The sequence below is a fragment of the Pseudomonas sp. PDM02 genome, assembly GCF_014852285.1.
GTDB classification, from domain to species: domain Bacteria; phylum Pseudomonadota; class Gammaproteobacteria; order Pseudomonadales; family Pseudomonadaceae; genus Aquipseudomonas; species Aquipseudomonas migulae.
Map to the genome: position 1 here is coordinate 49,764 of NZ_JACVBL010000003.1, position 12,353 is coordinate 62,116.

14 protein-coding genes are annotated in these 12,353 nt (G+C 57.0%); 8 read left to right on the top strand and 6 right to left on the bottom strand.

From position 1 onward, the window contains the following. Positions 1-46: 46 nt before the first annotated feature. Both IB245_RS06645 and IB245_RS06650 read left to right on the top strand, forming a co-directional pair. Positions 47-406, top strand: a complete 360-nt coding sequence (locus tag IB245_RS06645) for a hypothetical protein (protein ID WP_192227053.1) — start codon at positions 47-49, stop codon at positions 404-406. Positions 407-478: 72 nt separating this feature from the next. Continuing rightward, positions 479-709: a hypothetical protein gene (locus IB245_RS06650; protein ID WP_008031064.1), complete on the top strand. Its 231-nt coding sequence runs from the start codon at positions 479-481 to the stop codon at positions 707-709. Between the two features lie 11 nt (positions 710-720). Here IB245_RS06650 and IB245_RS06655 read toward each other — a convergent pair whose 3' ends face one another. Continuing rightward, positions 721-1,002, bottom strand: coding sequence for a hypothetical protein (locus IB245_RS06655; protein WP_008036896.1), 282 nt, complete (start codon positions 1,000-1,002; stop codon positions 721-723). Positions 1,003-1,144: 142 nt separating this feature from the next. After that, positions 1,145-1,333, bottom strand: a complete 189-nt coding sequence (locus tag IB245_RS06660) for a hypothetical protein (protein WP_008036894.1) — start codon at positions 1,331-1,333, stop codon at positions 1,145-1,147. Positions 1,334-1,612: 279 nt separating this feature from the next. Here IB245_RS06660 and galU point away from each other — a divergent pair, with 279 nt between their 5' ends. Continuing rightward, on the top strand, positions 1,613-2,452 hold the full coding sequence (galU, locus tag IB245_RS06665) for a UTP--glucose-1-phosphate uridylyltransferase GalU (RefSeq protein WP_008036893.1): 840 nt from the start codon (positions 1,613-1,615) through the stop codon (positions 2,450-2,452). 131 nt (positions 2,453-2,583) lie between these two features. Continuing rightward, positions 2,584-3,942, top strand: a complete 1,359-nt coding sequence (gene gorA, locus IB245_RS06670) for a glutathione-disulfide reductase (protein ID WP_192227054.1) — start codon at positions 2,584-2,586, stop codon at positions 3,940-3,942. On the opposite strand, the gene IB245_RS06675 is transcribed toward gorA, so the two are convergent. Beyond that, on the bottom strand, positions 3,939-4,949 hold the full coding sequence (locus tag IB245_RS06675; protein ID WP_192227055.1) for a DNA-binding protein: 1,011 nt from the start codon (positions 4,947-4,949) through the stop codon (positions 3,939-3,941). The genes gorA and IB245_RS06675 overlap by 4 nt on opposite strands. A 280-nt stretch (positions 4,950-5,229) precedes the next feature. Here IB245_RS06675 and IB245_RS06680 point away from each other — a divergent pair, with 280 nt between their 5' ends. From IB245_RS06680 to ahpF, 3 genes are all read left to right on the top strand, one after another. Further along, a complete protein-coding gene (locus tag IB245_RS06680; RefSeq protein WP_192227056.1) occupies positions 5,230-6,168 on the top strand; it encodes a site-specific integrase in 939 nt (312 codons plus the stop codon). A 138-nt stretch (positions 6,169-6,306) separates the two neighbouring features. Beyond that, on the top strand, positions 6,307-6,870 hold the full coding sequence (ahpC, locus tag IB245_RS06685) for an alkyl hydroperoxide reductase subunit C (RefSeq protein ID WP_007975937.1): 564 nt from the start codon (positions 6,307-6,309) through the stop codon (positions 6,868-6,870). A 128-nt stretch (positions 6,871-6,998) separates the two neighbouring features. After that, positions 6,999-8,564, top strand: coding sequence for an alkyl hydroperoxide reductase subunit F (gene ahpF, locus IB245_RS06690; protein WP_192227057.1), 1,566 nt, complete (start codon positions 6,999-7,001; stop codon positions 8,562-8,564). Positions 8,565-8,740: 176 nt separating this feature from the next. On the opposite strand, the gene gloA is transcribed toward ahpF, so the two are convergent. Further along, positions 8,741-9,262: a lactoylglutathione lyase gene (gene gloA / locus IB245_RS06695; RefSeq protein WP_008031081.1), complete on the bottom strand. Its 522-nt coding sequence runs from the start codon at positions 9,260-9,262 to the stop codon at positions 8,741-8,743. A gap of 145 nt (positions 9,263-9,407) precedes the next feature. Between gloA and IB245_RS06700 the strand changes: the two genes are divergently transcribed. Next, on the top strand, positions 9,408-9,932 hold the full coding sequence (locus IB245_RS06700; RefSeq protein WP_192227058.1) for a DUF4946 domain-containing protein: 525 nt from the start codon (positions 9,408-9,410) through the stop codon (positions 9,930-9,932). Positions 9,933-10,099: 167 nt separating this feature from the next. Here the strand turns inward: IB245_RS06700 and IB245_RS06705 are convergent, their stop codons facing one another. Together IB245_RS06705 and IB245_RS06710 are read right to left on the bottom strand one after the other, a co-directional pair. Then, complete coding sequence (locus tag IB245_RS06705) at positions 10,100-10,465, bottom strand: histone-like nucleoid-structuring protein, MvaT/MvaU family (RefSeq protein ID WP_008031084.1); 366 nt, start codon at positions 10,463-10,465, stop codon at positions 10,100-10,102. A 233-nt stretch (positions 10,466-10,698) separates the two neighbouring features. Continuing rightward, the gene (locus IB245_RS06710) at positions 10,699-12,168 is read right to left on the bottom strand and encodes an EAL domain-containing protein (protein WP_225609826.1); all 1,470 of its coding nucleotides are present in this window, start codon (positions 12,166-12,168) and stop codon (positions 10,699-10,701) included. Between the last annotated feature and the right edge of the window lie 185 nt (positions 12,169-12,353).

Genomic DNA, 12,353 nt, shown 5'->3' on the forward strand with positions numbered 1-12,353 from the left:
AAAACCAGCATTTGTGCTGTCGGAGGGGCTTTATCGGAGGTTTTTTATGAAGTGGGGTGCGTGGGTTTTGCCATTGGCGTTGGCGATGAGTGGTTGTGCGAGTGTCTCGGAAATCAACGAGACGCTGCCCACCATGAACGTGATTTCAGGCAAGAAGCCCCATGAGTACGCGCAATGCCTGACCGAGAAACTGGCCGGCAGCCGCGGTGCCCTGCAAGTCGAGCCCCAGGGCAAAGACGGCGTGCGGGTCATCGTGCCGCAGAAGTTCTCCTCGGGTCCGGCCGCTGTATTTGATATCGAAGAACGTTCCAGTGGCAGCAGCATCAAGCTGCATGAGCGCATCTCCAATGTGCCATTACGCCCCATGGATGTGCGCGATGCCGCCACGGCGTGCATTTCCGGCTGATAGACTGGCGACAGTCAGCATCGATGCCGTCAAAGCAACGCTTTGGCGGCATTGTCATTTCTGGAGTCGAGCATGAAGCGAGAGCAGGTACGGGAACGGCACGCAGAGGGTCACATCTCTGCTACCCATGTGATTCAAAATCCGGCTGATCCGGGGGAATGGATCGTGTTTTTCAAGAAAAGCGCCGGGCGCAGCTATTTTCTGGTGGACGATAACGATGAAGTCGAATCCTTCAGTCGTCTCGACGATCTGATCGAGACCGTGCGCGGTCTCGGGATCAAGTTCGCCGAAATTCACATGTAGGGCAGGGCGCCTTACTTGCAGACCACCACGACGCTGCGGTTTTTGTAGTTGCCTACGTCGACGCCGAGGGTCTTGTCGCTTTCCTTGGTCGACGGGGTTCCGTCGGTGCCAACGATTCGATAGCCGGTGCCGGCGCAGGAGGCATCGGCTTTTTCATAGCAGGAGGCCCAGGAATTGGCTTCGCCGGAGCAGTCGATGGACAGGCCCGTTTCGCCATTGCCCAGGTAAGTCTTTTCAGAGGTGGCACAGCCGCTCAGGGCCAATATCGCAATCAAAGGCAAAAATCTATTCATGTCGTGGTCGTCGTCAGGGTGATGGGGCTAAGCCTGTGACAGCGCCGGAATCAAAAGGTTATAGCGAAAGGCCACTTCGTTTCATCCAATCACAAAAAAGCCCTGCGCGAGGCAGGGCTTGGTCATGCAAATCGGCTCCGGATCAGGACTTGTCCTTGCCGCGGCGCTTCGGCTCCGGGTGTTCGAGTTCCAATACAGACGCCACTTCAATCGCCAACGCTTCAGTCGGGAATGGCCCGGCGATATTCTCGCCGCTGACGCTGGCTACCCACCACTGGCCGTCTTTCGCCTGATTGATCAGGAACCCGTTGACACTTTTTGCTACCGACATCTATCTGCCTCGTTGGCTGGTTCAATTGCGCAATGATAACGCCAAACGCACGCAACCGGTGTTGATGGGTGTAGGGTGAGTGCGATTGCATGCTCGGTTGTCGCCTGCGCAGACCCGAAAATCTGCTATCTATAAGAGGCAGCGCGACGTTCTGCGGAACTATCCGCAAGAATATTTCTCTATGTTGGCATCGGTTAGCCAGTGCGGGGCATTGTAAGGTGCACGCCGCCTGATTAGACTGCGCCGAAACTCGTACACACAGCCCTTTCAAGGACTTTTATGATCAAGAAATGCTTGTTCCCAGCAGCCGGTTACGGTACTCGCTTCCTGCCAGCGACTAAAGCCATGCCCAAAGAAATGCTGCCGGTGGTAAACAAGCCACTGATCCAGTACGGCGTCGAAGAAGCTCTGGATGCCGGTTTGACCGAAATCTCCATCGTTACCGGTCGTGGCAAGCGCGCCCTGGAAGACCACTTCGACATCAGCTACGAGCTGGAAAACCAGATCAAGGGCACCGACAAAGAGAAATACCTGGTCGGTATCCGCAAACTGCTCGACGAGTGCTCTTTCTCCTACACTCGCCAGACCGAAATGAAAGGCCTGGGTCATGCCATCCTGACCGGTCGTCCGCTGATCGGCGACGAACCTTTCGCCGTGGTGTTGGCGGATGACTTGTGCGTCAACCTCGACGGTGACGGCGTACTGACGCAGATGGTCAAGCTGTACAAACAGTACCGCTGCTCGATCATTGCGATCCAGGAAGTCGATCCGCAGGAAACCAACAAGTACGGCGTAATTGCCGGTGACCTGATCGGTGATGACCTCTACCGCGTTCGCAACATGGTCGAGAAACCAGCCCCTGAGGACGCACCGTCGAACCTGGCGATCATCGGTCGTTACATCCTGACCCCGGACATCTTCGACCTGATCAAGCAAACCGAGCCAGGCAAGGGCGGCGAGATCCAGATCACCGACGCGCTGATGAAACAGGCGCAAAACGGTTGCGTCATTGCCTACAAATTCAAAGGCAAGCGTTTCGACTGCGGTGGCGCTGAAGGCTACATCGAAGCAACCAACTTCTGCTTCGAGAACTTCTACAAGACTGGCAAGGCTTACTGATAGCGTTTGACCTGCTTGTTTCTTAAAAGCCACCTTCGGGTGGCTTTTTCATTTTCCGGCCCCATATCGTTTGCAGCGCTTGCCCAACGGACGTCTGCGGGTATGCTGTTTGCCTGCCGAGGAGATTGAAAATGGCCTACGATTTTGACCTTTATGTGATTGGTGCCGGTTCCGGCGGTGTGCGGGCTGCGCGATTCGCGGCCGGGTTTGGCGCGAAAGTGGCCGTGGCCGAGAGTCGCTATCTGGGCGGTACGTGCGTGAACGTCGGCTGCGTGCCGAAGAAGTTGCTGGTCTACGGTGCGCACTTCGCCGAAGACTTCGAGCAGTCTTCGGGCTTTGGCTGGACGCCGGGCGAAGCACAGTTTGATTGGGCAACGCTGATTGCCAACAAGGATCGCGAGATCAATCGCCTGAACGGTATCTATCGCAACCTGCTGGTCAACAGCGGTGTGACCTTGCATGAAGGGCACGCGAAGATCGTCGATCCTAATACGGTCGAGATTAATGGCGAGCGCTTCACTGCAAAGAACATCCTGATCGCCACGGGCGGCTGGCCGCAGATTCCGGAGATTCCGGGGCATGAACACGCGATCAGCTCCAACCAGGCATTCTTCCTCAAAGAGCTGCCAAAACGTGTGCTGGTTGTCGGTGGCGGTTACATCGCCGTTGAGTTCGCCGGTATTTTCCACGGCCTGGGCGCCGAAACCACCTTGCTGTATCGCGGTGACATGTTCCTGCGCGGTTTCGACGGCGCGGTGCGCAAGCACTTGCAGGAAGAACTGACCAAGCGTGGTATGAACCTGCAATTCAATGCCGACATCGAGCGCATTGAAAAGCTCGCTGACGGTAGCTTGAAGGCTACGCTCAAGGACGGTCGCGAACTGGAGGCGGATTGCGTGTTCTACGCCACCGGCCGGCGTCCGATGCTGGATAACCTGGGGCTGGAAAACACCGGGGTCAAACTCGACAAGAAAGGCTTCGTCGAGGTCGATGAGCAATACCAGACCGCCGAACCGTCGATCCTCGCGCTGGGCGATGTGATCGGCCGGGTTCAGCTCACGCCGGTTGCGCTGGCTGAAGGCATGGCCATTGCGCGTCGCTTGTTCAAGCCTGAGCAGTATCGCCCGGTGGATTACAAGATGATCCCGACGGCCGTGTTCAGCTTGCCGAACATCGGCACGGTCGGCCTCACGGAAGAAGAGGCTCGCGAGGCCGGCCATGACGTGGTGATCTTCGAAAGCCGTTTCCGCCCGATGAAGCTGACTCTGACCGAATGTCAGGAGCGCACGCTGATGAAGCTCGTGGTGGACGGCAAAACCGACAAGGTGTTGGGTTGCCACATGGTCGGGCCGGATGCCGGCGAGATCGTGCAAGGTCTGGCGATTGCCTTGAAGGCGGGCGCTACCAAGCGCGACTTCGACGAAACCATCGGCGTGCACCCGACGGCCGCCGAAGAGTTCGTCACCATGCGTACACCGGTCGCGGGTTAATCGGCCTTGGCTGCGTCTGGCGCTGTCGCAATGACCGCTGCCAGGCGCACGCTTTCATCGAGGCTCGCCTGAGTCTTCAGTAGTTCAATTTCCAGCGCTTTGTTTATCTGCGACTGCTCCTCGACGTTCTGCTTCAGCGACTGGCTCTCCAGCAGTGCTGCGCGCAGGCGTTCCTGGAGGAGGGTGCGTTCGCTGTCGATCCGGTTGACCTGTTCCAGCAGTTGATCCTGGCGGGTATGGGTGTGCTTGAGCTGTTCTTGCAACAGGCTCAGCTCGCGCAATGTGCCGCGGTTTTCGGTCAGCAGGCGTTCGTTGTCGCGGTGCAACTGGGTGATTTCATCCTGACGCACCAGGGCGCTTTGCTGGGCCTGGCGCAACTCCATCTGAATCTGCTGCACCTGGCCTTCATGGCGGCTTTGTTCCTGCTCGCGCTGCTCTTTGACGGCGTTGCGATAGTGCTCCAGTGCGTCACGGGCGTGCAGGTGCTTTTCCTCAAGGGAGCGGATCTGCTCGTCCTTGTCTTGCAAGCGCAACTCGAAATCGGCCAGCGCCTGATTCATTCCGGCGTTACGGGTTTGCTCGGTCTGCAGCATCGACAGGGTGTTGTGCAGGGTGTCGGACTCCTGCGTCAGCGCCAGGGTTTGAATCTCGTACTGTTGCTGCAATTCGCTGTTGGCTTCTTGGGCGTCTGTCAGCTGGCTTTCCAGGTCTTTTCGTTGCTGTTCGAACTGCGCGCGTGCCTGATCGATGGGTTCCTGCGCCTGCTCTTTGAGCCGTTGCGCAAGGCGCGAGACCAGCCCGGCCAGCTCGTCATCGATGGGTTCGGAGGAGGGCGCTACCGGCTCGGCGCCGTCATCCAGCTCCTTCAAGTACCGGTGAATAGTGGTTTTCGAGCCGGTATTGCCCATTTCGATCCGTACTGCATCGATGCTGGGGTTTTCACCGCGAGCCAGAATTGCCAAGCGTGCCGCTTGCACCACTGCTTTGTTAACACCACCGCGTGCCATGAACTCTCCTACGATTTCGTACTGTGGTACATACCACTAAAGTACACAATGTACCACGCCAGAAAGTAACATTAAATACACGAAGTATTAACACGGGATATACTGGTATTATCCCGTGTGACAGCGATCCTGAATTGTTCGCAGCTGCATTTCCGTACACAACCCTCCTGTAGGAGCGAGCCTGCTCGCGAAAAACCTCCAGGCACCGCGATCACTCGGGCAGTTAGCGTCATCGTTTACGTCCATCGCGAGCAAGCTCGCTCCTACAGGAGTCACCGCCATGAGCGATCTGGATCGTTACCTGCAAGCCGCCACGCGCGACAACACTCGCCGAAGCTACCGGGCGGCCATCGAACATTTCGAAGTCGATTGGGGCGGGTTTCTACCGGCCACGGCTGACAGTGTTGCGCGCTATCTGGTGGCGTATGCGGGTGAGTTATCGATCAATACGTTAAAGCTGCGGTTGTCGGCGCTGGCGCAGTGGCACAACAGCCAGGGGTTTGCCGATCCGACCAAGGCGCCCGTGGTGCGCAAAGTCTTCAAAGGCATTCGCGCGCTGCACCCGGTGCAGGAGAAGCAGGCTGAGCCATTGCAGCTTCAGCATCTGGAGCAAGTGGTGGCCTGGCTTGAGCACGAGGCACAAACCGCGAAATCAAAAGACGACCGACCGGCGCTGTTAAGAGCTCGGCGCGATAGGGCGCTGATCTTGCTGGGCTTCTGGCGCGGTTTCCGCAGCGACGAGCTATGCCGCCTGCAGATTGAACACGTGCAGGCCAGTGCCGGTTCAGGCATCACCCTGTATCTGCCTCGCAGCAAGAGCGACCGCGAAAACCTTGGCAAGACTTACCAGACACCGGCGTTGCAGCGATTGTGTCCGGTGCAGGCATACATCGACTGGATGACCGAGGCCGCATTGGTGCGCGGGCCGGTGTTCCGTGGCATCGACCGCTGGGGCCATTTGAGCGAGGAGGGCTTGCACGCCAACAGCATCATCCCGTTATTGCGCCAGGCACTGGAGCGCGCCGGCATTGCGGCCGAGCACTACACCAGCCATTCGTTGCGACGGGGTTTTGCCACGTGGGCTCATCAAAGCGGTTGGGATTTGAAATCGCTGATGAGTTACGTCGGCTGGAAGGATATGAAATCGGCCATGCGTTACGTAGAAGCCAGTCCGTTTCTGGGGATGACGCGGATTTCGGAAAAGCCGTTGGCGCCCTAGATACCTTTTCCTTCTATTAATACTGTCTGCTAATAGCGAAAACCAATCAGCAGCATGAGGTTTGCCAATGAGCCATCCGTCCGTCGAGTGGGTAGAGTTCACTCCATCAACTTCTTAACCCCTGACGGAGAGTCAACGATGCCTATCATCAACAGCCAAGTTAAACCATTCAAAGCTGACGCATTCAAAAACGGCGACTTCGTAAAAGTCTCGGACGCTGACCTGAAAGGCAAGTGGTCGGTTGTATTCTTCTACCCAGCAGACTTCACCTTCGTTTGCCCGACTGAACTGGAAGACCTGGCTGACAACTACGACGCGTTCCAGAAACTGGGCGTCGAGATCTACAGCGTTTCCACTGACACCCATTTTGCCCACGCTGCCTGGCACAACACTTCGCCAGCCATCGGCAAAATCCAGTACACCATGATCGGCGACCCGACCCACGCTATCTCCCGCAACTTCGACGTACTGATCGAAGAAGCTGGTCTGGCTGACCGTGGCACCTTCGTGATCAACCCAGAAGGCCAGATCAAAATCGTTGAACTGAACGATGGCGGCGTTGGCCGTGACGCTTCCGAGCTGCTGCGCAAAATCAAGGCTGCCCAGTACGTCGCTGCTCACCCAGGCCAGGTTTGCCCAGCCAAGTGGAAAGAAGGCGAGGCCACTCTGGCTCCGTCCCTGGACCTGGTCGGCAAGATCTAAGTCTGTGACACGCTTCAAAGGGCGGAACTCCGCACCTACTCAGTAAGCTGCACCGCCCAATAGAAAAGCCCGGGCGAGATTCGCTCGGGCTTTTTTTCGCCTCAAGAAAAGCAAAGGAAATCGCCCGTATGTTGGACGCCAATCTTAAAGCCCAGTTGAAATCGTACCTGGAACGGGTCACCCAGCCGATCGAGATCGTTGCATCCCTCGACGACGGTGCGAAATCCCGGGAAATGCTCGAACTGCTGAAAGACGTTGCCAGTCTTTCCAGCCAAATTACTTTGCTCGACAACGGTGACGACACGCGTAAACCATCGTTCTCGATCAATCGCCCCGGTGCCGACATAAGCCTGCGTTTCGCCGGCATCCCGATGGGCCACGAATTTACCTCGCTGGTGCTGGCCCTGCTGCAAGTCGGTGGCCACCCTTCGAAAGCCAGTGCGGAAGTGATCGAACAGATCCGCTCGCTCAAAGGCCAGTTCAGCTTCGAGACTTACTTCTCGCTGTCCTGCCAGAACTGCCCGGACGTCGTTCAAGCGCTGAACCTGATGGCCGTGCTCAACCCGAACATCCGTCACGTCGCTATCGACGGCGCGTTGTTCCAGGCCGAAGTTGATGATCGCAAGATCATGGCTGTGCCAAGCATTTACCTGAACGGCGAGATTTTCGGCCAGGGCCGCATGGGCCTGGAAGAAATCCTCGCCAAGATCGACACCAGCGGCGCCGAGCGTCAGGCCGAGAAAATCAGCGCCAAAGAAGCCTTTGATGTGCTGGTGGTCGGCGGTGGCCCGGCCGGTGCTTCGGCAGCGATCTACGCCGCCCGTAAAGGCATTCGCACCGGTGTGGCAGCTGAACGTTTTGGTGGGCAGGTACTGGATACCATGGCCATCGAGAACTTCATCTCCGTGCAGGAGACCGAAGGGCCGAAACTGGCCAGCGCGCTCGAAGAGCACGTCAAGCAATACGACGTCGATATCATGAACCTGCAACGGGCCACCGCGCTGATCCCGGCGAAGAATCCAGGCGAGTTGCACGAGGTTCGCTTCGAAAGTGGCGCGACCCTCAAGACCAAGGCACTGATCCTCGCCACCGGCGCCCGCTGGCGTGAAATGGGCGTGCCGGGCGAGCAGGAATACAAAGCCAAAGGCGTGTGCTTCTGCCCGCACTGCGACGGTCCGCTGTTCAAAGGCAAGCGCGTAGCGGTGATCGGCGGCGGTAACTCCGGCGTTGAAGCGGCGATCGATCTGGCCGGTATTGTCAGCCACGTCACGCTGCTGGAATTCGACAGCAAGCTGCGCGCTGATGCGGTGTTGCAACGCAAGTTGTTCAGCCTGCCCAACGTCAATGTCATCACCAGCGCACTGACCAGTGAAGTGAAGGGTGACGGCCAGAAGGTGACCGGGCTGGTCTACAAGGATCGCGATTCGGGTGAGTTCAACACGGTGAACCTTGAAGGTATCTTCGTGCAGATCGGTCTGCTGCCTAACACTGACTGGCTCAAAGGCACCATCGAGTTGTCGCCTCGCGGCGAGATCATCGTCGATGCCCGTGGTGAAACCTCGATGCCGGGCGTGTTCGCCGCCGGTGACGTGACGACCGTGCCGTACAAGCAGATCGTGATTGCGGTAGGAGAGGGCGCCAAGGCTTCCCTGAGTGCATTCGATCACTTGATCCGGACATCGGCCCCGGCATAAACCGGACGCTGAAAACACAAAACCCCATGAGTGATCATGGGGTTTTTTTATGCGCGGCAGATCCCTGTAGGAGCCGGCTTGCTGGCGATGGCGATTTCACTGTTACAACCATTGGGATGGCCGCCGCTTTGCGACGGATCGCCAGCAAGCCGGCTCCTACAGTAGGGCGGTGTGTTTCAGAGTGGCGCTGGCTGGATGATCTCGACCCAGTAAGCATCCGGGTCCTTGATGAATGCCAGGCTCTTCATGCGGCCGTCGTTCAGGCGCTTCTGGAAATCGCAGCCCAGCGCTTCGAAGCGTTCGCACGCAGCGACGATGTCCGGGACCGAGATGCAGATGTGGCCGAAACCGCGCGGGTCGGTGTTGCCGTTGTGGTAGGCGAAATCCGCATCGTTTTCGGTGCCGTGGTTGTGGGTCAGCTCAAGGATGCCGGGGATCGATTTCATCCATTGGGTGCGGGCTGCGGCATCGGCCGGGATCTGGTTCTTGTCGACCAGCGCCAGGAAGTACAGGCTGAACTCGGCTTCCGGGAAGTCGCGCTTTTCCACCAGCGAGAAACCGAGGACCCGCGTGTAGAAATCCAGGGACTTGGTGATGTCTTTGACCCGCAACATTGTGTGGTTGAACACGAAGTTCTGAGTTGCGGTGTCAGGTTGGGCGGTGACGCCTGGGAAGGTGTTCAATTCGTGCAGGCTCATGGGCCCTCCGGAAAATAAGTGGGGCTAACGAATGACGCCAATGATACGCAAGGGCGCAGGCATCACCAAACCCAAACCACCCGCTATTGCCTGACAGGCGGACGAGGCTCAGACTTTATCGCTCAATCCGTGAGTATTCATTGCAATGATCCGATCCTGTAAATCGCTGTTCGTTCTGATTTTCCTGTTGTCAGGCGTTACCTGTGCTCATGCGGATGCGCCGATCGTGACCTGGCCAGATGGCTGGGAAGTCGAAGCGACCCCGCCAGATCAGGCCACGCCTCAAGTGTCCCGGCAGCGCGCGGTGAAAAACGATCAGGGCGGTGCGCCGTTGATGGTGATGGAGTTGACCATGACGACAGTGGAAAGCGGTCATCAGGTCAATCTGCAAGGTGTGCTGCTGGAAATGCGCAAGTCCGTGCAGAAGGACTTCTTTCAGGGCGGTTATCAAAGCGTGTGCAACAAAATCCATCCGGCAACGTTGAGCCGCCTGGAGGCACTGGAAACTACCTGCACCATTACGCAGAACGGACGCCACGTGCTTTCGCAAACATTGGTCGCGGCGGTGGATGCCGATAAGGCTTATGTTCTTTCGTACGCAGGACAGGCAGAGGCTTACAAGGCAAGCCAGGGCGAAATAGAGGCTGCTCGTAACAGCTTGAAACTTTAGATAACGGTTTGCACGGTCGTGCATTTCGCAATGTTTAGATACCCAAAGGGATTAAGCACAAAGTTTGTCGATATGTAGCGAATTGATCGATTTCAATCGTTGCATTTAACAGGTATCCATAAAAAAAGCCCTGCTTGATGCAGGGCTTTTTTTGTCACCGCGAGTGCTTAGCCGCGAAGCCAGGAATCAACGGTGGAAGCACCGTATTGTTCCTTCCAGGCTTTCAGGCCGCGGTGGTTGCCGCCCTTGGTTTCAATCAGTTCACCGGTGTGCGGATTCTGATAAACCTTGACCACGCGAGCGCGGCGGGTTTTCGGCGCGGCGGCCTGCTGCAGGCCGGATTTTGCCGGGTTCGGATCGAGAATGGCGATGATGTCGCGCAAGCTCTTGCCGTAGGTTTTCATCAGCCCCTGGAGCTTTTCTTCGAATTCGATTTCTTTCTTGAGCCCGGCATCGTTCTTCAGGGATTCCAGCTGCTTGAGCTGCTCTTGAAGGGCCTTTTCAGCTGCACGAAATTCAGCGAGTCTGGACAATATCTTTACTCCAATAGTGTGTTTGGCTGATACCAACCGCAAACAAAGCTATAAGCCAAGAGCCTTGTAGCGACTCGGTGATAGTGGCTCACCTGCCAATTTATAGCAGGCATGAAAAATTGTAGTAGTTAATGAGCAAAGAGTAAATCCTGACTTTTTCTTCATGTAACGAGAGTAGTCTTTTGATTCAATTTGGTGCGCATCGCCGTTGTCTCGTCGCTTAATGCCATTAGTTAATGGTGACTTAATGCCTTAATGAAGTCTTCACCGGGCATCGGCCGGCCGAACAGATATCCTTGCAGAAAGTTCACGCCATGGGCGGTGAGGTAGTCACTTTGCTCTTCGGTTTCCACGCCTTCGGCGACGATGCCCAGATCGAGCTTGGCCGAGAGTTCGATGATGGTGTCCAGAATGTGCCGGGAGAGGGCGTCGGCGCCGATCAGGGCGACAAAGCTCTGGTCGATTTTCAGGAAGTCGACATTGAACTGGCGCAGATAACCCAGGCTTGAATGGCCGGTGCCGAAGTCATCGATGGCGATCTTCACGCCCAGCGCATGAAGTTGCTCGAACAACTGCAGCGTGATGGCGGTGGGCTCGATCAGTTCACGCTCGGTCAGCTCCAGTACCAGGTGAATGGAGCCCGGCGCAAAGTTGCCCAGAAATGTCCGGCAATCTTCGACCAGTTCCAGGTTCTTGCAGTGGCTGGCAGTGATGTTGATGCCCACGTGAAACGGGCTTTCGAATGAGGTCGACAAGGGCGCCAGCAATGCGGCGGTTTGCTGCATTAAAGAACGGGTCATGGGCACGATAAGCCCGGAGTGCTCGGCGAACGGAATAAACAGATCGGGACGAACCAGCCCTTCCTTCGGGTGCTTCCAGCGCATCAGCACCTCGGTGCCAGACCACTTTTTGCTGTCGCCATGAACCACCGGCTGAAAGTACGGAACGAACTCCGCCGCTTCCAGTGCTCGCTGTAGTTCATGGCTCGGCGACGAAGAGCGCTTCTGCACAAAGTGCCCGATGGAACCTGACACCACGCCGAAGAAGATCAGCAAGCTGAACAGCGGCGGATATTCGCTACTCATGTAGCGCCACGTTTCGCCTTCGGGAAATCCGGCTGTTACAGAGAACGCATAGCGCGAGGAACCGAGCCTGGTTTGCGCCACGGGCAAAGTGGGGAGGGGGTCTTGATGGAACTGGCCATCGGCGGTCAGCCAATGGGGGCCGACTTGCAGCATCAGTATTGTCGAGCGGCCGATCATGCGCAGTACGTTGCTCAAGTGATAACCGTCCAGCGTGCTCAGCGCGCCTTTTTTTCCTTCGCCGATGCGGTACACCAACACCGCGGAATCGGGCGTTACCAGATTGCCTTTCATCAGTTGCAACGTGCCGTTGCTGTAGTCGCCCGCCTCGATTTTTTCGCGAAAGTCGCCGAACAAAGAACTGCAATAATTGGTGTCGTCCCACACCAGATTGGTCGAGCGCACAAACGGACGGCGGGTGACTTGCTCGCGTAAGGCCAGATTGACGTCAATACAACTTTTCCCGGCCAGCGGCAGCAATTCGCGTGCGGCCTGCGCGGTGTTGTCGAGCATCAGTTCGAATTGGCGGATGGCTTCTTCGGCGGTCAGTCGGGTGCTTTGCTCAAGCGCGCGCTCAGCTTGCAGGTAAAGAATGGCGAACCCGAGCAACATCGGGAGCAAACCACTCAATACGGTGACAATAATCCGTCTGCCGCGTTGGCGGCGGGTTTTTACAGGCGGGTTTTTACAGTCAGTGGCATTTGCGAAACCTGTAGCGATGAAATAGGGCTCTCAAATGCAGGCAGGACAACGGCACGCCTCCCCAAAAGAGTTCGGTCAGAGGCCATGATAGTTGGCCTTTGTGG